Source organism: Collinsella sp. SGI.033, from assembly GCF_050315135.1.
Classification (GTDB): Bacteria; Actinomycetota; Coriobacteriia; order Coriobacteriales; family Coriobacteriaceae; genus Collinsella.
The window spans coordinates 12,771-38,142 of the sequence record NZ_JBNPOK010000004.1; the positions used below are offsets into that span (position 1 = coordinate 12,771).

Annotated in this window: 18 protein-coding genes and 2 tRNA genes; 15 read left to right on the top strand and 5 right to left on the bottom strand. The window is 60.6% G+C overall.

The genetic code is table 11. From position 1 onward, the window contains the following. The first annotated feature begins 34 nt into the window (after positions 1–34). The 10 genes from ftsE to ACQRC0_RS02210 all read left to right on the top strand — a co-directional run bounded on the left by ftsE (position 35) and on the right by ACQRC0_RS02210 (position 8,158). Positions 35–1,252, top strand: coding sequence for a cell division ATP-binding protein FtsE (gene ftsE, locus ACQRC0_RS02165; RefSeq protein ID WP_427727416.1), 1,218 nt, complete (start codon positions 35–37; stop codon positions 1,250–1,252). Beyond that, the gene (gene ftsX / locus ACQRC0_RS02170; RefSeq protein ID WP_427727418.1) at positions 1,239–2,159 is read left to right on the top strand and encodes a permease-like cell division protein FtsX; all 921 of its coding nucleotides are present in this window, start codon (positions 1,239–1,241) and stop codon (positions 2,157–2,159) included. The genes ftsE and ftsX overlap by 14 nt, the downstream gene beginning before the upstream one ends. 268 nt (positions 2,160–2,427) lie before the next feature. Next, positions 2,428–4,563: a ribonuclease R family protein gene (locus tag ACQRC0_RS02175; RefSeq protein WP_427727420.1), complete on the top strand. Its 2,136-nt coding sequence runs from the start codon at positions 2,428–2,430 to the stop codon at positions 4,561–4,563. A gap of 315 nt (positions 4,564–4,878) precedes the next feature. Next, positions 4,879–5,238, top strand: a complete 360-nt coding sequence (locus tag ACQRC0_RS02180) for an arsenate reductase family protein (protein WP_427727422.1) — start codon at positions 4,879–4,881, stop codon at positions 5,236–5,238. A 310-nt stretch (positions 5,239–5,548) separates the two neighbouring features. Then, positions 5,549–5,622, top strand: a tRNA-Gln gene (locus ACQRC0_RS02185). 17 nt (positions 5,623–5,639) lie between these two features. After that, a tRNA-Glu gene (locus ACQRC0_RS02190) sits at positions 5,640–5,716 on the top strand. 95 nt (positions 5,717–5,811) lie between these two features. After that, complete coding sequence (locus ACQRC0_RS02195; protein ID WP_427727424.1) at positions 5,812–6,729, top strand: hypothetical protein; 918 nt, start codon at positions 5,812–5,814, stop codon at positions 6,727–6,729. Then, complete coding sequence (smpB, locus tag ACQRC0_RS02200) at positions 6,719–7,189, top strand: SsrA-binding protein SmpB (protein WP_006235325.1); 471 nt, start codon at positions 6,719–6,721, stop codon at positions 7,187–7,189. The genes ACQRC0_RS02195 and smpB overlap by 11 nt, the downstream gene beginning before the upstream one ends. Positions 7,190–7,421: 232 nt before the next feature. Then, positions 7,422–7,925 carry a flavin reductase family protein gene (locus ACQRC0_RS02205; protein WP_427727425.1) on the top strand — a complete coding sequence of 168 codons (504 nt, stop codon included), beginning with the start codon at positions 7,422–7,424 and terminating at the stop codon, positions 7,923–7,925. 89 nt (positions 7,926–8,014) lie between these two features. Beyond that, positions 8,015–8,158, top strand: coding sequence for a rubredoxin-like domain-containing protein (locus tag ACQRC0_RS02210; protein ID WP_035137395.1), 144 nt, complete (start codon positions 8,015–8,017; stop codon positions 8,156–8,158). Between the two features lie 469 nt (positions 8,159–8,627). Here the strand turns inward: ACQRC0_RS02210 and ACQRC0_RS02215 are convergent, their stop codons facing one another. Further along, complete coding sequence (locus ACQRC0_RS02215; protein ID WP_427717762.1) at positions 8,628–9,884, bottom strand: Nramp family divalent metal transporter; 1,257 nt, start codon at positions 9,882–9,884, stop codon at positions 8,628–8,630. 523 nt (positions 9,885–10,407) lie between these two features. On the opposite strand from ACQRC0_RS02215, the gene gltB reads away from it, so the two are divergent. The 5 genes from gltB to ACQRC0_RS02240 all read left to right on the top strand — a co-directional run bounded on the left by gltB (position 10,408) and on the right by ACQRC0_RS02240 (position 21,100). Beyond that, on the top strand, positions 10,408–15,105 hold the full coding sequence (gene gltB, locus ACQRC0_RS02220; RefSeq protein WP_427727427.1) for a glutamate synthase large subunit: 4,698 nt from the start codon (positions 10,408–10,410) through the stop codon (positions 15,103–15,105). Between the two features lie 5 nt (positions 15,106–15,110). After that, a complete protein-coding gene (locus ACQRC0_RS02225) occupies positions 15,111–16,592 on the top strand; it encodes a glutamate synthase subunit beta (RefSeq protein WP_427727429.1) in 1,482 nt (493 codons plus the stop codon). 424 nt (positions 16,593–17,016) lie between these two features. Then, positions 17,017–17,724 carry a hypothetical protein gene (locus ACQRC0_RS02230; protein WP_427717769.1) on the top strand — a complete coding sequence of 236 codons (708 nt, stop codon included), beginning with the start codon at positions 17,017–17,019 and terminating at the stop codon, positions 17,722–17,724. Positions 17,725–18,162: 438 nt separating this feature from the next. Continuing rightward, on the top strand, positions 18,163–19,239 hold the full coding sequence (locus ACQRC0_RS02235) for a hypothetical protein (protein ID WP_427727431.1): 1,077 nt from the start codon (positions 18,163–18,165) through the stop codon (positions 19,237–19,239). A 490-nt stretch (positions 19,240–19,729) separates the two neighbouring features. Further along, positions 19,730–21,100, top strand: a complete 1,371-nt coding sequence (locus ACQRC0_RS02240) for an amidohydrolase family protein (protein ID WP_427727432.1) — start codon at positions 19,730–19,732, stop codon at positions 21,098–21,100. A 90-nt stretch (positions 21,101–21,190) separates the two neighbouring features. Here ACQRC0_RS02240 and ACQRC0_RS02245 read toward each other — a convergent pair whose 3' ends face one another. The 4 genes from ACQRC0_RS02245 to ACQRC0_RS02260 form a co-directional block, all read right to left on the bottom strand. Beyond that, complete coding sequence (locus tag ACQRC0_RS02245; RefSeq protein WP_427727434.1) at positions 21,191–21,664, bottom strand: hypothetical protein; 474 nt, start codon at positions 21,662–21,664, stop codon at positions 21,191–21,193. Between the two features lie 146 nt (positions 21,665–21,810). Beyond that, on the bottom strand, positions 21,811–22,083 hold the full coding sequence (locus ACQRC0_RS02250) for a metal-sensing transcriptional repressor (RefSeq protein ID WP_154515956.1): 273 nt from the start codon (positions 22,081–22,083) through the stop codon (positions 21,811–21,813). Positions 22,084–22,131: 48 nt separating this feature from the next. Further along, a complete protein-coding gene (locus ACQRC0_RS02255) occupies positions 22,132–22,353 on the bottom strand; it encodes a heavy-metal-associated domain-containing protein (protein WP_154515953.1) in 222 nt (73 codons plus the stop codon). 147 nt (positions 22,354–22,500) lie between these two features. After that, positions 22,501–24,843, bottom strand: coding sequence for a heavy metal translocating P-type ATPase (locus ACQRC0_RS02260; RefSeq protein ID WP_427727436.1), 2,343 nt, complete (start codon positions 24,841–24,843; stop codon positions 22,501–22,503). Positions 24,844–25,372 lie beyond the last annotated feature (529 nt).

Genomic DNA, 25,372 nt, shown 5'->3' on the forward strand with positions numbered 1-25,372 from the left:
ATGTAGTTTAAACGCACGATGATAAGGAGCACCAGTGGGTAACCACTTCCGTACCTCCGGTGCGGGCGATGAGGCCCCCAAGACACGGCAAGGTGTCCCGGGCACACGTTTCGCCACTCCGGATTCAGAGGGCCAGCATATTGCCCAGGCCCCCGCACAGCCGGCAGATCAGGCACGGCCGGCATCCGATCCCTTTGCCTACAATCCCACCAGCGATGTCGAGCTTTCTGCCGCTGCGGGCTTTGAGCCCGTCCAAAAGGTGACTGCTCGCGTGAACCAGCCTCAGACGTCAGCCGAGCCTCAGCCGACCATGGCGGGCATTCCCGATCCCATGGTTCCTGCTACGCCCGTGCCGCAGCCGGCGCAGTCCGGCCTCTTTGCCGGCATTCCCGATCCTACGCAGCCCGCTGCGCCCATGGTCGAGAATGATCAGGCTGCCGAGGTCGCAAGTCTTGACAACGCGCTCAACAACCCCGATTTTACGTCGGTGTTCGCGCCTATCGATCCGCAGGCAAGTCGCAAGAAGATGGCCAAGCAGGCCGGTGTCGAGCCCGTCATTCTGATGGAGCATGTCACCAAGATCTACCCGGCACAGCCCAACAAGCCCGCACTCGACGACATCAACATCGAGATCTATCCGGGTGAGTTCGTCTTCTTGGTCGGTCATTCCGGATCGGGTAAGACCACGCTGCTTTCCACGCTCAACCGTGATGTCAGGCCTACGAGCGGTCGCATTTTGGTCGCCGGTCAGGATCTCATGAAAATCAAGAACCGCAAGGTTCCCTTCTTGCGCCGCCAGATTGGCGCCGTGTTCCAGGACTTTAAGCTTCTGCCGCAAAAGACCGCCTATGAAAACGTGGCGTTTGCCCTGCAGTGCATAGGCAAGCCCAAGGGCGTCATTCGCAGCCAGGTGCCCGAGGTACTGCGTCTGGTCGGTTTGGCCGATCAGATGGACTCGCTGCCCGATCAGCTTTCCGGCGGCGAGCAACAGCGCGTGGCCGTCGCCCGCGCCATGGTCAACCGTCCGCCGCTGCTGATTTGCGACGAGCCAACGGGCAACCTCGACCCGGCAATTTCGCTCGGTATCATGAAGCTGCTCGAGCGCATTAACCGCACCGGCACGACCGTGATCGTGGCTACCCACGATCGCGAGATGGTCGATAGTATGCATCGTCGCGTGATCGCCCTCGAGGGCGGCCACGTAATCCGCGACCAGGAGAGGGGAGGTTACGGCAACTATGGCACCAACTAACGTGGGCTATTCGCTCAAAGAGGCAATGAGCCACTTCTTCCGTAACTGGACCACCTCGCTCGGCGCCGTCATCACGATTTTCCTTTCGCTGTTTATCATCGGCCTGTTCATCATGGGTTCCGCGATGCTGAACTCCGTGATCGGCACCGTTGAGGACCAGGTTGTTATCAACGCGTTTATTAGCGATGACGCCGACCAGGCCGACGTCCAGGCTTTCGAGAGTGAGCTCAAGACGTGGAACAACGTTAAGTCCGTGACCTATAAGGACAAGGACGACGCGCTGGCCGAGTACACGAGCAAGATGTCGGGTAACGCCGACGCCACTCTGAGCGCACTTGATGGCCAGAATCCGCTGCCTGCTTCGTTCGCGATCGAGATGGACGATCCGTCCCAGGTCGAGAGCACGGCCAAGAAGCTCAAGAAGAACTCCGATTTCCAGAAGATCGCGGATGACGGTGACGTTGATGCGAGCGTTCTGTACGGTCAGGAGGAAGTGAGCCGCCTGTTCCAGGTGACGAACTACATCCGCATCGCTGCCGTTGTGCTTGTTGGTTTGCTGACGTTTATCGCGTTCATCTTTATCAACAACACGATTCGCCTGTCGATTACGGCTCGCCGCCGCGAGATTGCTATCATGCGCCTGGTGGGCGCCAGCAATGGCTTTATTCGCGGTCCGTTTATCACCGAGGGCGTGCTGCAGGCCGTTTTGGGCTCGCTGCTTTCCATCGGTGTTTTGGAGCTGCTTCGCAACCTGTTGGTTCCGCGTCTTCAGGAGAGCATTGGCTGGATGTCGTTTGCGCTGCCGATGCAATACTACCTGGTGACGTATGCCGCACTGGTCCTGGTCGGCGTGATCATCGGTCTCTTTGGTTCCGCCATTGCCATGCGTCGCTACCTGCGCGTGTAGACACAGCTGGAATTAGTTTTGCTAACGGGCCGTCCCGCTCTGGGGCGGCCCGTTTTTTGATTCCCGTGCGACGGAGGAAAAGGGCTCACCGGCAGTTCGGCTTGTCTCGATAATTCGATTTTCTCCGTCACATAGGGATCATGACGCGAGGTGCGTGCCCTGTTGTTGATTGGGTAGACTCATTGATGCGTGCGGTTTAGGCCTGCACGGTGTTTTGACATGATGCGGTTGCGCCTGCGGGCCCCGCAACAGATAGTAAGGAGGCGCCATGGGGCGCAATAACAAACATAAGCGTAGCGCTCGCAACAAGCGCGCGCCGGTGCGTAGCGAGCGGCGTCCCAGCCTGACGGGCCGCGTGCAGCTCCATGAGCACAGCGCCTATGTTGTCACCGATAATGGCGACTATAAGGTTATGGGTCGCGGCAAGCGCGAGATAATGGACGGCGACATCGTGGCCGTGAGCATTAAGACCGGACCGCGCGGCGATCGCCGTGCCGTGATCGAGGGCGTTGTCGAGCGCGCGGCCATAAGCGTGGTGGGCACGTATCAGACGGCAGGCCCCCTCGGTGTGATCGAGCCGCTTGATTCGCGTCTCAAGGCCGATTTCTTTATGTTGCCCGAGGATACTTCGGCGGAGCGTTTGGGCGTGCATCCGGGCGATGCAGTCGTCGCACGCATTTTGAGCTATCCGACACGCTTGGAATCGGGCACCGTGACTCTTGAGCGCCGCATTGGCGGCGACGATGCACCCGACTTGGGCGTTCAATATGTCATGGCTCGTTACGGCTATACCGATAGTTATCCCGAGACCGCCCTTGCCGAGGCCGAGGAGCTATCGCTCGACGTGGCGACAGCTCTTAAGGACCCACTTCGCCGTGATCTGCGCGACCGTTTTATCATCACGATCGATCCGGTCGACGCGCGCGACTTTGACGACGCCATCTCTTTGGAGCGCACGACGCAGGGCGGCTACAAGCTGGGTGTCCATATCGCCGATGTATCGCATTATGTGGCCTGGGACGGACACATCGACCTAGAGGCTCGCCATCGCACGACGTCGGTGTACCTTGCCGATCGCGTGCTTCCCATGTTGCCCGAGCGCCTGTCGAATGACCTGTGTTCCTTGCGCCCCGACGAGGATCGCCTGGCGTTTACCGTCGACATCGAGCTCGATGCGCAGGGGCACGTCCGCCACTACGATCCGTATCCTAGCGTGATTCGCTCGCGCGTGCGCATGGACTATGACGGTGCCGAGGCACTGCTGGTGCGTGCCGGTGCGGTGGAGTACTCCGTGTTGGAAGGTGCCGCCGAGGATGTTGCTGCAGCCGAGGCGTCGCGCGAGGAGGCGCTTGAGCGCGGTTTGACTTGCGAAGAGACTGCCCGCGACTACGACGTGGATCTGAGCGATTTCCTAGTTGCTGCCAACGAGCTTGCCGAGCGACGCCGTCGCATTCGCCGTGCGCGCGGCTCGGTCGACTTTGACACGGCGGAGATTCGCGCTTTGCTGGACGAGGACGGCATTCCCGTGCAGATCGTGGCCCGCGAGCGCTCGTGTGCCACGTCGCTCATCGAGGAAGCTATGCTGCTTACCAACGAGTGCGTTGCCGAGTGGCTGGCAGACCGCGATATTGAGGCATGCTATCGCGTGCATGAGGATCCCAGCCCCGACAGCTTGCACGGGGCCGCTGTGGCGCTGGCGCAGCTGGGTATCATCGACGATCGCCGCGCGGCCGGCATTGCCCTGGGAAGTCCCGATGAGCTGCAGGCGGCGGTTGACGCTGCCGCTGGCACGGCAAATGCCCCGCTTGTCAACACGTTGCTATTGCGCAGCATGCAGCGCGCGCTGTACAAGCCGCGCAACGAGGGCCACTTTGCGCTCGCCGCGCCGTGCTACTGCCACTTTACGAGCCCTATCCGACGCTATCCGGACCTTGTTGTCCATCGTGTGCTCAAACTGCAGCTGGCGTATGAGCAGCTGGGCGGCAAGGATGCCTTGGCGCGCACGCCGCGGCTGATCGGCAGGGGTCGCGAGTCGCTGCCGCGCATCTTGCCGCAGATTTGCCGTGCATGCAGCGATGCCGAGCGTGCGGCCGACGCCGCCAGCCATGCGACGCAAAAGATCAAGATTGCCCAGTATTACGAGGATCGTCTGGGCGAGCGCTATGCCGGAACCATTTCGTGGGTCAGCAGCATGGGCCTCTTTGTGCGCCTCGACCTGACACAGGTCGAGGGCTTGGTCTCGATTAAGAGCTTGGGAAGCGAGTGGTTCGAGTTTGACGAGGACGCGCTCACGCTCACGGGTGCCGACACGGGGACTCGCTATGAGCTGGGGCAGCGCGTGATCATCGAGGTCTCGCGCGTCAACACGACCCGCGGGCACTTGGACTTTAAGCTCATCCATTAGTTTGGCCAGAAAAAACTTGGTTGGCGACCGGGTGCATAAGATTTTTGTTCCCGGCAGGCACTTCGACATTATTGACCTGGGTTTCGATGCTGCGGGCGATGTCACCGCTATCGTGCTGGTGCTGCTGGTGGCCGCGTTGGCGCGTTATGCCACTCGTCCCATCGGCGCCCATGCAAGACGTGTCTGGATACCCAAGATACTACCGGCATCGTTGGATACTCTTTATGGCAACCGGTTACAATGTCAACTGTCGATACGCGCCATCGACGCTTCGGCGCTTACCCAGACATGCGTCTTTACGAAGAGGAGATTCCTGTGGCAGTGCTATTTGTTGAGTATCCCAAGTGCTCTACCTGTAAAAAGGCTAAGGCATGGCTGGATGAGCACGGGGTTGAGTATATCGATCGCGATATCGTAGCGGATAACCCAACAGCCGAGGAGCTTTCCGCGTGGGTTGCGCGGTCGGGATTGCCGGTGCGACGCTTCTTTAACTCGTCGGGCATGAAATATCGAGAGCTTGGTCTGAAAGCGCGCCTGGATGCGGGTATGACGGACCAGGAATGCTGCGAGCTGCTGGCGACTGACGGCATGCTGGTTAAGCGCCCGCTGCTGGTGGGCGACGACTTTGCGATCCCCGGCTTTAGGGAAGCGGCTTGGACCGAGGCGTTGCTGTAGCGACTGCGGGGAAGCTGTATCCCGTTTTGGATGCCGATTTTGGGATACAGTTTTCGCTGACAGGCTTGCTCCGGTCAGTTTTTGAACCGCGGCCACCCGTGCGGGCCGAAGAGCTATGCGTGCTTGTCGAAGTATCGCTTCGCCATCCTTTGTCCATAAGGGGCAGATGTGTCGCTTCACAGGTCCTTCACGGGTTGGCTAAAATCAGGCCAATTTTAAAAAAGTTAAAATAAAGACTTGCGTCATCGCGATGCTTCCCGTATATTTCTTTCTTGCGCAAAGGCACAGCCGAGCGCAGCGATGCAGTCATTGGGATGTCGTCTAATGGCAGGACAGCGGATTCTGGTTCCGTCAATGGGGGTTCGACTCCCTCCATCCCAGCCATTGCATTTGCTACATATGGCCCGTTCGTCTAGCGGTTTAGGACGCCGCCCTCTCAAGGCGGAGATCACCAGTTCGAATCTGGTACGGGCTACCACAAATTGAATGCCCGGGCCTCGCAAGAGACCCGGGTTTTGTGTATACACCGCATGTGTGGAATGAGCCGCGTTTCACCTGGACCGAGGAGTTGCCATGGACCTGCCCATCAGCCTACAAGACATTACGTATGCCGAGAATTACCTGGCGCAGGGAGACCTGGCCACGGCGACGCCGCTGCTGGAGCGTTTGGTGGAGCTCGCCGAGGAGTATATCGATGCCGAGTGCAAAACGGAGGAGAACCGCCAGTACTTTAGCTTCGATAGCAAGTTTGAGCGCCTGGCCTACCGCCGCGTGGAAAAGGATCCACGCGAGCTGGTGCAGGTCGAGGTGCCGTTTGACCGCCTGTACTCCGACATGGCGTTTGCCTACATCCGTCAGCAGGATTATGTGAGCGCCCGCAATGCCTTGATGCAGGCCGTGCGCTGGGACCCCATGAACTGCAACTACCGACTGGATCTGGCCGAGCTGTTCCGTGCGCTCGAGGACAAGCAGGAGTGGGCTTCGCTTTCGTTTTCGGTGCTGGAGCGTGCGAGTGACGGCAGGTGCGCCGCCCGCGCCTACGCCAACTTGGGCCAGTACTTTTTGGAGCCCGAGACCGAGAACGTCTCGGCGGCCGTGGGTTGCGCACGTCTGGCGCTGCGCTTGGCCCCTGGCGATTCACATACGACGCGCTTACTCAGCAAGATCCATGCCACCTATCCGGATGCCGCCGACGAGAGTGATGAGCATGTGATGGGCGAGCTGGCGTTGCAGGGCGTACCGACTTCGCCTTCGGCCGAGATTGCCATTTGTCTGATTATGTGTGCGACCGACGCTGCGGGCGACGGTGACAAGCAGGAGGCTACACGCCTGACGGTCCGTGCCCGCGACCTGGTGGGAGAGGAGGCATGCGCGGCGATCATTAAGCTGGTGCGCGAAAGCGATGCCGAGCTCAACGCCGAGCGCAAGGCCAAACGCGAGGCCGCGAGCGGGAAAGCCGATGACGCCGAGGAGGCCGGCGATGCCCAGTAAGCGCGAGCGCAAGCTCATCTCCAAGAATCGTTCGGCGCATCACGAATACTTTATCGACGAGACATTCGAATGCGGCATTGAGCTGAGCGGTACCGAGGTCAAGTCGATTCGCGAGCGCGCCTGTCAGATTACCGATACTTTTGCGCTGATTCGCGGCGGCGAGTGCTGGCTGGTGGGTTTGCACATCCATCCCTATAGTCACGGTGGCGTGTGGAACCGTGATCCCGATCGCCGGCGCCGTCTGCTGCTGCATCGCAAGGAGATTGATTTTCTTGACGGCAAACTGCGCAACCGCGGCTATGCACTGGTGCCGCTCGAGCTCTACTTTAATACCGATGGTCGCGTTAAGCTGCTGTTGGGCCTGGGCCGTGGCAAAAAGCTCTACGACAAACGCGAGGACATGGCCAAACGTGACGTTCAGCGCGAAATCGATCGCGCGCTTAAGGAGCGTAATCGCTAAGGGTTGATATCCGGGCGGGCGGGGATGTTCATCCATCACTGTTGTCGTACTCCCGGTCTGCTCCTCGCAAGTTGCGGTGGAATAGTTCCTGTTTGTTGGGTATCCAGGCTTAAACAGGGACTTTTTCACCGCAACTGCGTGTGGCTCATTTTTCTTACCGTTCTGACACATATGTCTCATTGTGGGTATATACGTCTGCAAGGCTCAATTCCGAGTTAGGGGAGTGATCGTTTTGGATAAAACTGCGTTCTTTACGATGCCCTGCGGGCTGTATGTGGTGAGTGCCGCGGCAGATGGATCGCGCGCCGGCTGCATTATCAACACCGCGGTGCAGGTGACGTCCACGCCGCCGCGCATTTCGGTTGCCGTGAACAAGGAAAATGTCACGTCTGGCGTTATCTCGTCTGCCAAGGCCTTTGCGCTGACCGTGATCGATCAGACGGCCGATATGCCCTACATTGGTAACTTTGGATTCCGTACCAGCAGCAACTATGACAAATTTGCCAAGTACGAGACGTGCGAGACCGCACTGGGCATGCCCTATGTTCCCGAGCATGCGGCGGCCTTGTTTAGCTGCCGTTTGATCGACACAGTGGATGTGGGCACGCATCTACTGTTTATCGGCGAGGTCGAGGATGCCGAGCGCCTGAGCGACGAGACGCCGCTCACCTACGATTACTACCATAAGGTCCTGAAGGGCAAGACGCCGCCCAAGGCGTCTTCGTACCAAGGGTAGAAATGCGGTAAAACCGCTTGCATTATATTATTAAGAATGTATACTAATAAGCAAAGTACACCAGCAGCCACGTTCGAGAGGAGAACATCATGGCCGAGGAAAAGAAGACGTACAAGTTCGTGTGCACCGTTTGCGGTTACGAGGTAGAGGTCGACACGCCCGAACTGCCCGAGGATTACGTGTGCCCGGTGTGTGGCGTCGGTCCCGATCAGTTTGAGCTCGTCGAGGAGTAGCTCGTAGACACACGACTTGCAGCAACATATAGCTCTGTCCAAGGGCCCCGGTCGGATATCCCGGCCGGGGCCCTTTTCCTCCGTCCCCAAGGGATCACGGCTGCTATTAGCCGATCCTGTCTGTTGTGAGTCCGGCCGACCTTTTGTCTTAACCTGCAACATCTAACGGCTCAAAACGGGTCTTCCTGTTACAGAACGAGACAAACCAAAACCATCATTCTCAAAATCTCAATCTATAACATTTAGGCACGTAAACCCCCTCTACTTGTTACAGATCGAGACAAAAGGTTGGGGCTGAAGAAATATCTCGATCTGTAACATCTGGGCGCGGAAATTGGGTCCACTTGTTACAGATCGAGACAAACTGAAACTATCTCTCAGAAAATCTCAATCTGTAACATCTAAGGGCTCAAAACGGGTTCACGTGTTACAGATTGAGACGTTATATCTGGACAGTCGCGCCATCCCATTACATCCCCGTTAGCAGCACGATGTCGAGAATCGTCACGATGACACCGATCCCTACGAGCAACGCGTTGAGCGGGCGCGAGTTGGCGTATTTGCCCATGACGCGGGGCGAGCTGGTGAGTCGTATGAGCACAAAGACCGTAATCGGCAGCTGAAGCGACAACAGTGCCTGACTCCAAATGAGACCCTCAAAAGGATTCGGGACGATCAGGCACGCCGCCACTGCGCCGACGAAACAGGCCGCCACTCCGATCGAGGAATGTCGGTCGTGGATGTCGTATTCCTCGTCGAATATGCCCGCGGTGATGGTGCCCGCCGCCATGCCCGCCGTCACGCTACTCGATATGCCCGCAAACAGCAGTGCCACCGCAAAGATGGTCGAGCTTGCCGGGCCCAGAATGGGGGAGAGCGTGGCCGCTGCGACGGCGAGGTCGTCTACGACAATGCCGTGCGCAAAGAAGGTCGTTGCGGCCAGGATGACCATGGCCGAGTTGATTGCCCAGCCCACACCCATCGAAAAGAGCGTGTCGAAGAGCTCGTAGTGCAGGCGTTCTTCGATAACCTGCTCGCCTTGGCCTTCGAAGTGCATGGATTGGATGACCTCGGAGTGCAGGAAGAGGTTGTGGGGCATAACGACCGCGCCTAGGACACTTACGATAATCGCGACTGAGCCGGTGGGCATACTGGGTGTAATCCAGCTTGTGGCGGCTTGCGGCCAGTCGACCTTGACCAGCAGAAGCTCGGCTAAAAACGAAAGTCCCACCACGCCCACGAAGGCGATGATCCAGCGTTCGGCGCGTTTGTAGGAGCTTGTCATGAGCATGACAATCGATGCCGCCGCCACGATGATGCAGCCGGCACGTACGGGCAGGCCAAAGAGCATTTGAAGTGCGATCGCACCGCCCAGGACTTCGGCCATGGCGGTGGCGACCGTGGCTAGATACGCGCTGCCGAGTATCGCACGCCCGACGAGGCGGGGCAGGTGGCGCGTCGTGGCCTCGGCAAGACACATGCCCGTGGCGATGCCCAAGTGAGCCGCGTTGTGTTGCAGCACGATGAGCATGATCGTGGACAGCGTGACGATCCACAGCAGCGCGTAGCCAAACTGCGAGCCGGCGGCCATATTGGAGGCCCAATTGCCCGGGTCGATAAAGCCGACGGTCACGAGCAGCCCGGGGCCGATATGCCGTGCGATGTCGAGTCCGCCGTGGCCGCCGGTGCGCGGGGAGCCAAAGTGATGTTTGAGATGGTCGATCATGGTGCACTCCTGCGTGCCGTTTGTTTGACGCCGCAAAGGATACCCGTTTTAGGCTCAAAATTTGATCATGACTAACAAAATTGTTGTATTTGAATAGGATGGTAAAAGGGGGTTGCCGAAATGTCTCGATCTGTAACAACTAGGGATGGAAATTGGGCCTAGGTGTTACAGATCGAGACAGGACGAAATGGTCCTATGGAAAATCTCGATCCGTAACAGCTGGCCGCCAAAACCGGCCCCTCGTGTTACAGATTGAGACATTCGTAACCGTCTCTCGAGAACATCTCAATCTGTAACAGTTAGTCGTCGAAATTGGGTCTTCCTGTTACAGATTGAGATGTTTGAAGCGGTGAGCTTACAGGCCGAACCTGGGGCCCTTGTTGTTGCCCTTGAGGTCGGCGGTGTCCACTCGTAGGGCGTGCGTTACGCAATTGTTTCGAAACGGGCGGGAAACACAATGGGCCGGCGATGCTTCTAGTATGCCTATTCAACTGACTGTCTTAATATCTAGGGGAGGATCGCGATGCAGGCAGATTCCGCTCAGCAGCAGGGCCTTTATCGCCCCGAATTCGACCACGATGCATGTGGCATCGGCGCGCTTGCCGATATCAACGGTGAGCGCCACCACCAGATTCTGGATGATGCGCTGTCCATTCTGGTCAACTTGGAGCACCGCGGTGGCACGGGACTCGAGAAGAATACCGGCGACGGCGCCGGCATCCTGTTCCAGGTTCCGCATCACTTTTTCCGCAAAGAGGCTCAAAAGTGCGGCCAGATTCTGCCGGCAGAGGGCGACTATGGCGTGGCCATGCTGTTCTTCCCGCAAGACGACAAGGGCGTAGAGGATGCCCGCCGCGTGTTTGAGGAAGGCTGTGCCGAGGCCGGCGTGCCGCTGCTCTTTTGGCGCGAGGTGCCGGTCGACCCTCACGATCTGGGCGAGACGGCCCGCGCCTGCATGCCCACCATCCTGCAGGCCTTCCTGGGCCGTCCGGACGACACGCCCGCCGGCGATGCCTTTGAGCGTCGCCTGTACGTGTGCCGCCGTACCATCGAAAAGAAGGCCGACGCCGAGTTTGCCCTGCGTGACAAGATCTTCTATGTGTGCTCCATGAGCTCGCGCACCATCGTGTACAAGGGCATGCTGGTCGCCACGCAGATGCGCCGCTTCTTTATCGATCTCAACGACGCCGCCGTCAAGACGGCCGTGGCGCTCGTCCACTCGCGCTACTCCACCAACACCACACCTAGCTGGGAGCGCGCACATCCCAACCGCTTTATTATCCACAACGGCGAGATCAACACCCTCAAGGGCAACGTCAACTGGATTCGCGCCCGCGAACCTAACCTGTACAGCCCCGTGCTGCAGCATGATCTTGAGCGTGTGATGCCCATCATCAACCGCGAGGGTTCCGACTCCGCGATTCTGGATAATGTGCTCGAGTTTTTGGTCATGAACGGCCGTCCGCTCACGCGTGCCGCGTCCATGTTGCTGCCCGAGCCGTGGGACCACAACGACAACCTGAGCGAGGAGCGTCGCGCCTACGATGCCTACCAGTCCATGCTCATGGAGCCCTGGGACGGCCCGGCGGCCATCGCCTTTACCGACGGCCGTACGCTGGGTGCCGCCCTCGACCGCAACGGCCTGCGCCCGGCTCGCTACTACGTGACGCGCGACGGCCGCTTTATGCTGGCAAGCGAGGTGGGCACCATCGAGGTGCGTCCCGAGAATATCCTGACAAGCGGTTGTTTGGGACCGGGCCAGATGCTCGAGGTCGATTTTGCCCGCGGCCGTGTGATCTACAATGACGAGCTGCGCGCCCGCTATGCCAAGGAAAAGCCCTACCGCGATTGGATTGCCGAGGAGACGCTGACCGTTGACGCGCTCGACAAGCCCGCCGCGGCAACGCCTGCCGAGGATGCCGAGGTGCCTGCCGCCGTGCGCATGGCTAAGCTCGGCTACCACTGGGATGATGTTGACGAGGTCGTGCGCCCCATGGCCCAGCAGGGCAAGGCCCCGCTCGCCTCGATGGGTATCGATGCGCCGCTGGCCTGCCTGTCCAAGAAGACGCGCTCGTTCTTTGACTACTTCTATCAACTGTTCGCCCAGGTCACGAACCCGCCGATCGACGCCCTGCGCGAGCATATGGTCACCTCGACCACGCTCTACCTGGGCAACCACGGCAACCTGCTCGAGGACTCTCGTACGGCCTGCCAACTGGTGCGTTTGGAGCGCCCACTGCTGAGCGAGGAGGAGTTCGACCGCATTTGCGCGATTGACCGTGTTGGCTTTAAGACCCGCCGTTTTCGTGCCGTTTACCGCCGCGATGCCGGCGAGGGCGTGCTGCAGGCTGCGCTCAAGCAGCTTGCAGAGGACGTTGAGGCTGCGGTCCGCGACGGCGTGAACATCGTGGTGTTGAGCGATCGCGCCGGAGCGGACGAGGTACCCGTGCCGTCACTGCTCGCCGTGGGCTGCGTGCACAACCACCTGATCCGCGCCGGCGTGCGTACCTTTGCCGACATCGTGGTGGAGTGTGGCGACGCCGTGTCTCCGCACGACTTTGCGGCGCTGGTGGGCTACTCCGCGAGCGGCATCTATCCGTACAACGCGCATGCGTGCATTCGCGACCTGGCGGCGCACGGCGATCTGGACGTGACAGCCGAGCAGGGCATCGCCAACTACAATAAGGCTGCGACCGCCGGCATCGTTTCCATCATGTCCAAGATGGGCATCTCCACGGTGCAGAGCTACCATTCGGCGCAGATCTTCGAGGCCGTGGGCTTTACGCCGGAGTTCGTCAACGCGTACTTCGCCGGCACGGTGAGCCGTGTGGGCGGTATGGGTGTCGAGGACGTTGAGCGCGAGCAAAACGAGCGCTACGACGCCGCGCTCGCTATCCTTAAGAGCCCGGCTCCCGATCAGCTGCCCACGCTGGGTCTGACCAAGTGGCGCCCGCTCGGCGGCGAGGATCACCTCATCGATCCGCAGACTGTCTACTTGCTGCAGACCGCCTGCCGTGAGGACAGCTACGACACCTTTAAGGAGTACAGCGCCCGCCTGCACCGCACCGGCCGTGCCGTGCGCCTGCGTGACTTGCTCGACTTTAATGCCAACGGCCGCACGCCGGTTTCGCTCGACGAGGTGGAGCCCGCGCGCAACATCGTCCGCCGCTTTAACACCGGTGCCATGTCGTACGGTTCTATCAGCAAAGAGGCGCACGAGTGCATGGCCATCGCCATGAACCGCCTGCATGGACGCTCTAACTCGGGCGAGGGCGGCGAGGATCCGCGTCGCGAGACCCCGCTGGCTAACGGTGACTCCAAGAACTCCGCTATCAAGCAGGTGGCAAGTGCGCGCTTTGGCGTAACGAGCCGCTACCTGTGCAGCGCCTTCGAGATTCAGATCAAGATGGCCCAGGGCGCCAAGCCCGGCGAGGGTGGCCACCTGCCCGGTAAGAAGGTCTACCCCTGGATCGCCGAGGTCCGTCAGTCCACGCCCGGCATCGGCCTGATCTCGCCTCCGCCGCACCACGACATCTACTCCATCGAGGACCTGGCAGAGCTGATCTTTGATCTTAAGAACGCCAACCCCGGTGCGCGCGTGTCGGTCAAGCTGGTCAGCGAGGCCGGCGTCGGCACCATCGCCACCGGTGTGGCCAAGGGTGCCGCCGACAAGATCTTGATCAGCGGCCACAATGGCGGCTCGGGTGCCGCGGCGCGCGATTCCATTTGGCACGCCGGCCTGCCGCTGGAGCTCGGCCTTGCCGAGGCTCAGCAGACGTTGCTGCAAAACGGCCTGCGCTCCCGCGTGGTGCTCGAGGCCGACGGCAAGCTCATGGACGGCACCGATGTTGCCGTCGCCTGCCTGCTGGGCGCCGAGGAGTTTGGCTTTGCGACCATGCCGCTCATCTCCATGGGCTGCCTCATGCAGCGCGACTGCCAGCAGGATACCTGCCCGGCCGGCATCGCCACGCAAAACTGTCGCCTGCGTCGCGGCTTCCGCGGCAAGCCCGAGCACGTTGAGCACTTTATGCTCTTTGTTGCCGAGCAGCTGCGTGAGGTCATGGCGAGCCTGGGCTTCCGCACCGTCGACGAGATGGTCGGCCATCCCGAGTGCCTGCGCCAGATCGAGGTACCGGGCAACCGCAAGGCCAACCTGCTTGATCTGTCGCCCGTGCTGGCGAGCGCAACCTGCGAGTTCGGTGCCCATATCCCGGGCGCCGACGGTCGCCACTTCCTGCCGCAGATGGCTGCGGACAGCGAGCTCGACAAGACGCTCGACTCCACGTTGTTCGTGCCCTATACGGCCGATGCCCGTGCGCACCTGCGCCCGATTCGGTTCCGCGCCGATATCGCCAACGTCAACCGTTGCGTGGGCACCATCCTGGGCAATGCGGTGACCAAGGCGCATCCCGAGGGCCTGCCCGCCGGCTCCATCACCATCGATTGCGATGGTTCGGCCGGTCAGAGCTTTGGCGCCTTTCTGCCGCGCGGCATTACGCTCAACGTGTGCGGCGACGCCAACGACTACTTTGGCAAGGGCCTTTCGGGCGGCGAGGTGTCGGTGCGCCCCAACCCGCATGCGACCTACAAGTTCGACGAGAACATCATCGTGGGCAACGTGGCGTTCTTTGGCGCCACGAGCGGCCGCGGCTTTATTAACGGCCTGGCAGGCCAGCGCTTTGGCGTGCGTAACTCCGGTGCCACCGTGGTGGTCGAGGGCTGCGGCAACCATGGCTGCGAGTACATGACGGGCGGCCTGGCGCTCATCTTGGGCGAGGTCGGGCAGAACTTCGCCGCCGGTATGACGGGTGGCGTGGCCTATGTCTTTGACCAGTACGGCACGCTCGAGGCCCGTGTGAACCACGAGAGCGTGGAACTCAAGGCCCCGACGGCTGGCGAGCTGGCGCAGATTCGCGCGCTCATCCAGGAGCACGTGGACGCGACGCAGAGCCCGCGCGGCATTAAGCTGCTCTACAGCTTCGAGACGATGAGCAAACACTTTGTGAAGGTCATTCCGACCGAGTACGAGCGCGTGCTGGCGATTGTCGCTGCGGCCGAGGCCGTGGGCAAGACGCACGCGCAGGCCGAGGAGTTGGCGTTTGACATCGTGACCGGCCGCGCGAGCGCCGCGGATGTCGCTCGCTTTGATGTCGCGGGCGGTGCAGCGGGCACTGCGCCCGTGGCTGTCAGCTCTGTTGCTTCGACCAAGAAGGAGGCGTAAGTGCCATGGGTAAGCCCGGTGCTTTTCTTGATATCGATCGCGTGACCCACGAGCTGCGCCCCGTGGAGGAGCGCAGCCGCGATTTCGATCCGCTGTATGTGGAGCTCGACGACGATGCGCGCCGCGCCCAGGCGAGCCGCTGCATGATGTGCGGCGTGGCGTTTTGTCAGATGGGTGCGAGCTTTGGCAAGGCGCGTCCGAGTGGCTGTCCGCTGCACAACCTGATTCCCGAGTGGAACGAGCTGGTGTATCGCGGTCGCTGGGACGAGGCGGCCGAGCGCCTGTCGCTCACCTCGCCCATGCCCGAGTTTACGAGCCGCGTGTGCCCGGCACTGTGCGAGGCTGCGTGCAACCTGGGTTCGGTCGACGGCCAGCCCACAACGATTCACGATAACGAGCGCGCGATCAGCGACCACGAATGGGCAAACGGCGGCCCGCGTCGCTTTACGCCGGCAGGGGAGGACGCGCCCTCGGTCGCCGTGGTTGGTTCCGGCCCGGCTGGCCTGGTGGCTGCATGGGACCTTGCGCGTCGCGGTGCCCGCGTGACGGTGTTTGAGCGCGACGACCGCCCAGGCGGTCTGCTCATGTACGGCATTCCCAACATGAAGCTCGAGAAGTCCGTGGTCGAGCGCCGCGTGGCGCTCATGCGCGAGCTGGGCATTGTCTTTGAGCTGGGTACTGACGTTACGAACCCTGCGGTGGTGGCCAAGCTCAATGGTTTTGACGCCGTTGTGGTTGCTGCCGGTGCTCGTACGCCCCGCGGTCTTTTGGCTACGAATGTGGATGCCCCGGGCGTGGTATATGCCGTGGACTACCTGACGGCTTCGACCGTGTCGGTACTCGATGGCGGTGAGCCCGCGGTGAACGCGCGCGGCCTGGACGTTGTGGTCATTGGCGGCGGCGATACCGGCAACGACTGCGTGGGTACCGCGGTGCGCCAGGGTGCACGCAGTGTGCGTCAGTTTGAGTTCTTGCCGGCCGCACCCGATAGGCGTGCGGCGAGCAATCCCTGGCCGCAGTGGCCCAACGTTAAGAAGACCGACTACGGTCAGCAGGAGGCTATCGCTGCCATGGGCGGCGAGATGCGTGCTTGGGGCGTGGATACGCTCGAGGTATTGCTGGACAAGAAGGGCGCTGCCGCGGGCCTGCGCGTGGTCGATCTGGACTGGTCGGCCGGCAAGCCCGAACGCATTGCGGGCTCCGAGCACGAGGTGCCGGCCCAGCTGGTGCTGATCGCCTGTGGCTTTACGGGTCCGGAGCACGGCGTGTTCGACGCTGTTGACGTGCCTATTGCCACGGCGGGCCGTCCGTTGCCCGTGATGGCCTCCGAGGACTCGCATCTTGCGGCTCGCGTGGATGGCGTTGCCGCGGATGCCGCGCCGGTGTATGTGGCCGGCGATGCCCGCAACGGCAGCTCGCTCGTGGTGAGTGCCATGGCCGATGCCCTCGCCTGCGCAGCCGAGGTCGCCGAGGCGCTGGGGCTGTAAGACAATCACGGAGTTACTCAACAATCGAATCGGCAAGGGCTGTCCCCAACGGCCGGCACGTAAGGAGCGTCCCCAAGTGCCGGCAGCTGGGGACGTTCCTTACGTGCCGGCATCCGGGGACACTCCTTGCGGGTTTGCGAGCGTTTTGCTCGTTTGCCGACGTTTGGCTGCCTACCCGTTGGCGTTTGCGCTCGTTGCGCTCTGCTGTTTATGTGGCGGCTTTAGTTGTTTGCGGACAGCGGCGCGGGTGATTCGTCTAGTTCTACCCGCGATTTTGTGGCAATTTGCATAATCTGCAAGTATCCCGTCAAGTGCTTGGTCAGCATCTGGTTTGCAGCCCGATGCCCATTTCGCCCGTGATGGCGGCGACCACCCGCCCTCCTCGTAAGCTCAAATTGAGGTTTATCAGTTTGAGGAGGATGCCATGGCTGATCATGTTTTGGACCGGGGACGTCTGGCCGAGGCCGTCGGTGACGATATCGCCGGCATGGCCCAGTTTTGGATGCTGCGCAAGTTTCAGTTTTTGGAGTCGGCGCGTACACAGTTCGAAGTGATAGTCGATCCATGGCTCAGCTATTGCGAGGAGCCCTCGCAAAATGAAATCATGGCCTATAACATGGCATTTACCGATTGGCTGCTGTTCGAGCGTCCCTATTACCATGGCAAGACGCTGCTTGAGCTGTATGTTGACGAGCCGCCGGCGTCGCTTTCGCCCGTCTCGCTCAGACGGCTCGAGCAGGTGCGCGGCACGCACTATTTCTCGCGCTTTGGCATTTTGGATAAGGATCCCGCGACCGGTATGGTCGCGCTGCGTGACACGCGTACCGACCGTCGCTTTGACGTCTACGATCCGCATATCGTGCAAAAGGAGCACTGGCGCGATGGTGCGATTGCGGTGCGCCTCGCGTGCGTCGACGATGTCTGGCTGACGGCGGGGCAGCTCTACCTCTATGACATTGCGCGCCTGAGCGACACGGCGGTCGACGGGCCTGGCGCGGTGCATCCTGAGGACCTAGAAGATGGCTTCGATACCTCGTGTATCAGCTTCTTCTTACGGCTGGTTCGCGACATCATGGGTGCCCAGGGGCGCTACGTAAAGTCACTCAATATCTACGAACAGGAATGGGAGTAGGGGATGGGCATCTGCCGCCTGCCTTGCCTTCTGCCTTTATATCTCGATCTGTAACGTTTAGGGACAAAAAACCGGTCCACCCGTTACAGATCGAGACGAATGCTTGGGCGTTGCTGGGTTGTCTAAATCTGTAACGTTTAGGGGTCTGGAGAACGTCTAACTGTTACAGATTGAGACGTTTGGCACCTAGCTGGGGAAATGTCTCAACCTGTAACATCTACAGGCCAAAATTCGATCCAACTGTTACAGATCGAGATGTTTGGCACCTAGCTGGGGAAATGTCTCAACCTGTAACATCTACAGGCCAAAATTCGACCTAACTGTTACAGATCGAGACAAAGGTTGGGCGCGGTGCCGAACAATCTAAATCTGTAACAACTAGAGGCTCAAAGACTGTCTTCCTGTTACAGATCAAGACATTTGTCAGCGGAGGCAACGGTGACGATGGTCCATTTGTCTGACGTGGTGGTGATGAAAGTGTCTAATACCGTTTTCAAACACAAACATGCAACACGTAGCACCTTGGCGCGGAATAGGATGCTTGCCAGGCTCACGGAGACGGCTGAACAAGGCGTGCTGCTTGCGACGCACGACAATGCCGAGCTCATGTGGCTGCGGCGCCATGTGGGCACAGACGATATTGCGGAGCCCGAATCGCACCTATTCTGTTTTCAGCATGAATGGGATGCGTTGACGCCGCCGGAGCGGGCTCGGTGGACCATCAAGGGGCTTGCGGAGTTTCATCCCGATTGGGCGTTTTGGGGGTATGACGCCGCGCTGATATGGGGTCTGGAGGTGCCGAATGATCTGCTCGGGCCGCGTTACTTGGTCAAGACGGGTTGTTCGGTGGCGTTGAGTACGGGATATAGGCTGCTGCGTCCGCAGGCGGCGGGTGCGCTTGAGTGCGTCGACGGCGTGCGAGTGACGCCGTTTTGGCGCACGGTGGAGGATTGTCTGCTGCGTGCGCCGTTTTCATATGGTCTGGCGATTGCCGATTCTGCGCTGCGGGCGAAGGGCATATCGCGCGTCGACCTCTGCGAACGGCTCCAGGCCGATTGCGAGGGCAGACGCGGGTATCGCAGAGCTCAGGTGATTGCGTCGCATGCGGACGGGCTGTCCGAAAACGGTGGCGAGTCTCGGTTCCGAGCGTTCTTTATTGCATACGGTTTTCCGGTGCCAGAGTTGCAGGTGGAGTTTCGCGATCCGCTCGATTCGAGCCAGGTGTTTCGGGTCGATTATTTCTGGAGGCTCGAGGACGGGACGTGCGTGATTGGCGAGCTCGATGGAAAGGGGAAGTATACCTTACAGAACGGTGGGGATCGGGAGTCGGTCGACCCGTTCGTAGCAGAGCGTCAGCGGGAATCTCATCTGACATTGCTCGGGCACAAGGTGCTGAGGTTCACGTTTGATGAGCTCAAGAACCCGGGGAAGCTGGCTGAAAAGATGAGGCTGGCGGGTATTTCGCAGCGGGCCGATTTGGCTGAGGGATGGAAGCGTCAGTGGTATGGGCGCTGAGGGATACGACTAACGCGGATGTGGTTGTTCCTGTCGAGTTTGTCTCGATCTGTAACAACAAGGGGCCGTTTGGCCTCGTAACTGTTACAGATCGAGACAGAAGGTTGCTGCCGCTAAAAGATCTAAATCTGTAACATCTAGAGGCCGAAAACCCGTCTACATGTTACAGATTTAGATGTTTGACGACAGGGCTGGATAATATCTCGATCTGTAACATCTAACGGCCAAAATTCGACCCAACTGTTACAGATTGAGACAAAGGCTGGACGCGGTGCCGAAAGATCTCGATCTGTAACATCTGGCTGCTAAAACCTGGTCTACCTGTTACAAATCAAGACGTTTTGCTGGAACGGCCGGAGCATTGCCGTGCTGTCTCCGTTTGCCCTCACATCTCTCTCGTCCCTCCGCTAACCGATATGTTCGACTTTAGTTTGCTGCATTAGGTGATAATGGACAAATGTTCAAGTTAATCGTGAGGGAGGAGCTCGATATGGCGTCTGCCGATCGTTCCACGTTGTTTATCAATGCGACCGTCCTGGATGGTTCGGAGCATATGGAGCCGCAGCCCGACATGGCCGTGGCCGTTGAGCGCGGTGTCATCACGTGGATGGGGCCGAGTGCTGTGGCGCAGGCGCCTGCAGGTGCCGAGGTCCTCGACCTGGCCGGGGCGTATCTCATGCCGGGCCTCATCAATATGCATGTGCATCTGTGCGGCTCGGGCAAGCCGGTTTCGGCGGGCGATGCGGGCGCGCTGATGAAGAAGCTCGATAATCCCGTGGGGCGCGCTATCGTGCGCCATATTCTTAAGGGCAGCGCCCAACAGCAGCTGGCAAGCGGCGTGACCACGGTGCGCGGCGCGGGCGACCCGCTGTTTGCCGATCTGGCCGTGCGCGATGCCATCGATGCCGGCAAGTATCAGGGTCCGCGTTTGGTGGCGCCGGGAACGGGCGTCACGGTGCCGGGTGGCCACGGAGCGGGCTTGTTCGCCCAGGTGGCCAACAGTCCCTCCGAGGCGGCCGAACAGGTGCGCGACCTGTATGCGCGCGGTGCCGACGTCATTAAGCTGTTCGTAACGGGCGGTGTGTTCGATGCGACCGAGGTGGGCGAGCCGGGCGTGCTGCGTATGCCGGTGGAGGTTGCCGCAGCGGCGTGCAAGGCAGCGCACGATATGGGCCTTCCGGTTATGGCTCATGTCGAGAGCACCGAGGGCGTGAAGGCCGCGCTCGAGGCCGGCGTCGATACGATCGAGCACGGCGCTCCGTTGACGCCCGAGATCCTGGAGCTGTACCGCGGCGCCGCGGGAACTCAGCTCGAGGGGCGTGCGCCGAGTGTGACCTGCACGATCAGCCCCGCACTGCCGTTTGTGCTGCTCGATCCGGAAAAGACTCATTCGACTGACACGCAAAAGAAGAACGGCGATATCGTGTGCTCGGGCATTATCGAGAGCGCTCGTGCGGCGCTGGAAGCCGGTATCAAGGTAGGTTTGGGTACGGATTCGAGCTGCCCGTTCGTGACCCAGTACGACATGTGGCGCGAGGTGGCCTATTTTGCCAAGTACGTGGGCGTGAGCAATGCGTTTGCGCTGCATACGGCTACGCAGGTCAATGCTGAGCTGCTGGGGCTGGGCGGCGAGACCGGTGCGATCGAGTGCGGCAAGGCTGCCGATATCCTGGTGACGCGCGAGAACCCGCTCGATGACCTGTGCGCTCTGCGCGAGCCGATGCACGTGATGTGTCGTGGCGATCTGGTGCGCAAGCTCAAGGTGAGGCGTATTCCCGAGGTGGACGCCGAGCTCGACACGATTATGGCCATGCCAGCCGAGGCGCTTGCCGAGGAGCTTGCCCGCGACGGCGTGGCGTAGGCGTGACGGGGGCGGGCCCTTTGTCGCATTCAAAAAAGCCGAGGTCCCAGTGCGAGGCCTCGGCTTTTATTTTGTCCTGCGGTATGGCGGCTACGAGCGCGTTTCCATCTTGGCGTGGCACTTGGGGCAGGTGACGCGGATTTTGCCTTTGCCCTTGGGAACGGAGAGCATCTGGCCGCAGTTGGGGCACTTGAGGTATGCCGTGGTCTTGCGACCTTTCCACATCTTCTTGGCCGTGCGCTTGGCACGCTCAAAGTCTTCCTTACTGGTGCCGGCCGCGCGTGAGGTGCTGGCCGCTGCAGCGCCGCCACCCAAGCTGGCGACAAACTTGCCCAAGCCGGGGACCTTAGCCGAGCCGGCGACAAAGGCGTCGTTCTCCTTACGACGTGCGTCGATGTTTTTGGACAGGCCGCGCAGCACGCCGATCACGATGACGGCGATGGCGATCCAACTGAGCCACTGGACGCGGGCCATCGATCCGATCATCGCGATGACGATGCCGGCAAAACCCATCACGATGGTGAGCTCGTCGGCGCCATTGCGGCCCTTCATAAAGTCATTCATGCAAATTGCCTTTCATTCGATATGCCGCACGCCTTTATACCCGATTTAGAGCAAGGGGGACAGGTTAATCTGCACCAATGTGGTGCAAACATACCCGTCCTCGGAACATCAAGACGGTGCAAAGTGGTCTGTCCTCAATGCGCCGATTACTTAGAGAGCTTGTCGACGACGCGTTCGATCTCGGCGAGCTTCGCGGCTTTGAGGTCTTCGTCGCCCGATTCGATTGCCGAAGTCACGCAGCCCTCGATATGCGCCTTGAGCACGTCGGCGTTAATGCGCGCGAGGAGTGCCTGTGTGGCCATGAGCTGCGTGGAAATATCGACGCAGTAGCGGTCCTCCTCGACCATCCGCAGGATGCCGTCGATCTGGCCGCGCGCCGTCTTGAGCATACGGTTCACCGATTTGTGGTCTGCCATCATGGCGGGTCCTCGTTTCTGGTCGATGGGGTCGAATGCTTCTGGTAGCAGCTAGGCTGCGGTCACGGACAGGGCGTGGAACTTCTCGCCGGCGCTCTCGACGGCGGCAGCGAGCTGCTCAGCGGCCACGGTGTCGGCGCACTCCACCTGTACCGTCTGAGTCTCGTGATCGGCATCGGCGTCGGTCACGCCGGCAACGTTGAGCAGTGCCGTCTCGACAGTAGCGTCGCAGTGGCCACACATAAGGCCGGAAGTCTTAATTGTGTAACGCATGGGTATTCCTCTCTGTTATGTCGGCTTTCCCAGGCACCCGACCTTGACCTTCAAGCCGTCGCTCGCGTACCAAAGTACGCGTCGCTCCTCTTTCAGGTCAATCTCGGGCACCTGGAAAGCCCGTTCTAAATGGACGTAATGGTGAGCCTATTTTGCCACTTTAGGCTTAAAGGATTTCAGGCGCAGAGCATTGGACACGACGCACACGCTCGACAGGCTCATCGCCGCGGCGCCAAACATCGGCGAGAGCTGCCAGCCGGTGAGGGGGAAGAACACGCCCGCAGCGAGCGGAATGCCGATGCCGTTGTAGAACAGCGCCCAGAACAGGTCTTGCTTGATGTTGCGAATCGTGGCGCGCGAAAGCTCGATAGCGCGGGCGACGTCCATGAGGTCGCTGCGCATGAGTACCACATCTGCCCCTTCCTTGGCGATGTCGGCGCCGGTGCCGATAGCAAGGCCCACGTCGGCGCGCGCCAGGGCAGGGGAGTCGTTGATGCCGTCGCCCACCATGGCGACCTTGCCGCCCGCATCCTGCAGTTCGCGCACGTGGCGTTCCTTGTCGGCGGGAAGCACGTCGGCGATGACCTGTTCGCTGCTCAGCCCCACGCGGCGGGCGATGGCCTCGGCCGTCACGCGGTTGTCGCCGGTGAGCATGCGCACGTCGACGCCGAGCGAACGCAGCGCAGCGATGGCCTCGGCACTTGTTTCTTTGACCTCGTCAGCTACGGCAATGGTGCCGACAAGCTCGCCGTTCTTGGCAAAGAACAACGGTGTCTTGCCCTCGGCGGCAAATCGCTCCGCAAGTCCTGAGGGCACGGTGATACCCAGCTCGCTCATCAGGCGAACGTTACCGGCAGCGATGGCGTTTTGTCCCTCGCGCGCCGTAACGCCGTGACCGGGCACGGCGGCAAAGTCCTCGACCATGCGCGCCACGATTCCGCGCGCCTCGCACTCGGTCATAATCGCCTCGGCCAGCGGATGCTCGCTCGAGCGCTCCAGCGCGGCAGCGAGCTTCAGTAACGCCTTTTCACTCATGGCGGGCGAGCCATCGGCGCGCGTTGCTACCACGATATCGGTCACGGCGGGTTTGCCGCGGGTGACCGTACCCGTCTTATCGAGCACCACGGTACCCACGCTGCGCAGGTTCTCCAGCGCCTCGGCGCTCTTAAACAGAATGCCCATCTCGGCACCCTTGCCGGTGCCTACCATAATGGCGACGGGCGTGGCTAGGCCGAGCGCGCAGGGACAACTGATCACCAGCACGGCCACGGCGGAGGTAAGTGCCTCCTTTATGCTGCCGGTCAGTGCCATCCACACCGCCAAGGTCACGGCCGAGATCACGAACACCACGGGCACGAACACGCCGGCGACCTTGTCGGCCATGCGGGCGATGGGCGCCTTGGTGGCGTTGGCGTCCTCGACGAGCTGGATGATCTTGGCGAGTGATGTCTCGGCACCAACCCGCGTGGCGCGGAAGGTAAACGAGCCGGTGCGGTTGACGGTGGCGGCGTTGACGGTGTCGCCGGCGGTCTTTTCCACGGGGATTGACTCGCCGGTGAGCGCACTCTCGTCCACGGCCGAGCTACCCTCGAGCACCACGCCGTCGACGGGGATTGACTCGCCGGGGTGCACGCGCAGGACCTGGCCGGGAAGGATGCTATCGACGTCGACGGTGGTTTCGCTGCCGTCGTCGGCAACGACGGTCGCGGTTTTAGGCGCCAGATCGATGAGCGCCTCGATGGCGCCGCCGGTTTTGGACTTACTGCGCGTCTCGAGGTATTTGCCCACGGTGACGAGCGACAGGATCGTGCCCGCGCTCTCAAAATACAGATTGTCCATGCCTGTCATCATGGCCTCGTGCACCTGCCCCGTGGCCAGCTGGTCGGCCATGATGAACATGGCATAGAGCGACCAGGCAATGGAAGCGGTGGCGCCCACGGCAATAAGGGCATCCATGGTGGGTGCGCCGTGCGCGAGTGATTTAAACCCGTTGATAAAGTACGCGTCGTTGACGTAGACGATGGGGATGAGCAGGACAAGCTCGGTGAGGGCGAGCGTCATGCTGTGGATATGGTCGGTGAAAATGCCGGGCAGCGGCCAGCCGAGCATGTGTCCCATGCCTATGTAGAACAGTGGGATGAGGAAGACGATCGAGACGATGAGGCGGGTGTGCATAGCAGAGGCGGCGGCCTCCAGCTTTTTGGTGGGCGACTCCATATGGGCGGCGCCGGACCTGACTTGCGCGCTGCCGTTTGAGCCGGCGGCACCGGTGCCCGTGCTGACGGGTGAGGCCGAGTAACCCGCGCGGTCGACGGCGGTGCAGATATCGTCGGGGGAGACCTGCGCGGGGTCGTAGTCGACCATCATGGAACCGGCGAGTAGGTTGACCGCGACGCTTTGGACGCCGTCGAGCTTGCTCACGGCGCGGTCCACGTGCGCCTGGCAGGCGGCGCATGTCATGCCGCCTACGTCGAACTTATCTTGAGCCATGGCCTCTCCTTTCTGTAGTTCGGTGTTGGAATTGTTAACCTCTCGATACTATACACCCATACCCCCTGGGGGTGTATGGCAAAAGTTGAAATGTATGACATTCCGATACGGGGGTCGACTGCCAAGTTAGCGCACCATCCTCGTCCTTCGTCTCAATCTGTAACATCTAGTTCCGTTTTTGCCGAGTTACTGTTACAGATTGAGACAAACAATTCGGCGGTTGCTTAACATCTCGATCTGTAACATCTGGCAGGGAAAATGACCTCTATCTGTTACAGATCGAGATGTTGTTTTGCGAGGTTTTGGTTTGTCTCGATTCGTAACGTGTAGACCTGGTTTTGCCTCGTAACTGTTACAGATTGAGACAATTGGCCCAGACCCGCCCCGTCCGCCTCGTCATCTGTGGTTTACGTGGGGGCATACGGAGTGCAGGTATACTAACCCGCGGCGAATCTGCTCCATCGCTTAGAGCTGCTGCGTCTGGACGGCGCGTGATAGGGCTGCCAAAGCGATCGCCAGCGTGCTGAGC

Excerpts from the sequence above, each read along its gene's own strand:
- ftsX (WP_427727418.1), top strand. The coding sequence starts at position 1,239 with ATGGCACCAACTAACGTGGGCTATTCGCTCAAAGAGGCAATGAGCCAC.
- ACQRC0_RS02175 (WP_427727420.1), top strand. The coding sequence starts at position 2,428 with ATGGGGCGCAATAACAAACATAAGCGTAGCGCTCGCAACAAGCGCGCG.
- ACQRC0_RS02195 (WP_427727424.1), top strand. The coding sequence starts at position 5,812 with ATGGACCTGCCCATCAGCCTACAAGACATTACGTATGCCGAGAATTAC.
- smpB (WP_006235325.1), top strand. The coding sequence starts at position 6,719 with ATGCCCAGTAAGCGCGAGCGCAAGCTCATCTCCAAGAATCGTTCGGCG.
- ACQRC0_RS02210 (WP_035137395.1), top strand. The coding sequence starts at position 8,015 with ATGGCCGAGGAAAAGAAGACGTACAAGTTCGTGTGCACCGTTTGCGGT.
- ACQRC0_RS02215 (WP_427717762.1), bottom strand. The coding sequence starts at position 9,884 with ATGATCGACCATCTCAAACATCACTTTGGCTCCCCGCGCACCGGCGGC.
- gltB (WP_427727427.1), top strand. The coding sequence starts at position 10,408 with ATGCAGGCAGATTCCGCTCAGCAGCAGGGCCTTTATCGCCCCGAATTC.
- ACQRC0_RS02225 (WP_427727429.1), top strand. The coding sequence starts at position 15,111 with ATGGGTAAGCCCGGTGCTTTTCTTGATATCGATCGCGTGACCCACGAG.
- ACQRC0_RS02230 (WP_427717769.1), top strand. The coding sequence starts at position 17,017 with ATGGCTGATCATGTTTTGGACCGGGGACGTCTGGCCGAGGCCGTCGGT.
- ACQRC0_RS02240 (WP_427727432.1), top strand. The coding sequence starts at position 19,730 with ATGGCGTCTGCCGATCGTTCCACGTTGTTTATCAATGCGACCGTCCTG.
- ACQRC0_RS02245 (WP_427727434.1), bottom strand. The coding sequence starts at position 21,664 with ATGAATGACTTTATGAAGGGCCGCAATGGCGCCGACGAGCTCACCATC.
- ACQRC0_RS02250 (WP_154515956.1), bottom strand. The coding sequence starts at position 22,083 with ATGATGGCAGACCACAAATCGGTGAACCGTATGCTCAAGACGGCGCGC.
- ACQRC0_RS02255 (WP_154515953.1), bottom strand. The coding sequence starts at position 22,353 with ATGCGTTACACAATTAAGACTTCCGGCCTTATGTGTGGCCACTGCGAC.
- ACQRC0_RS02260 (WP_427727436.1), bottom strand. The coding sequence starts at position 24,843 with ATGGCTCAAGATAAGTTCGACGTAGGCGGCATGACATGCGCCGCCTGC.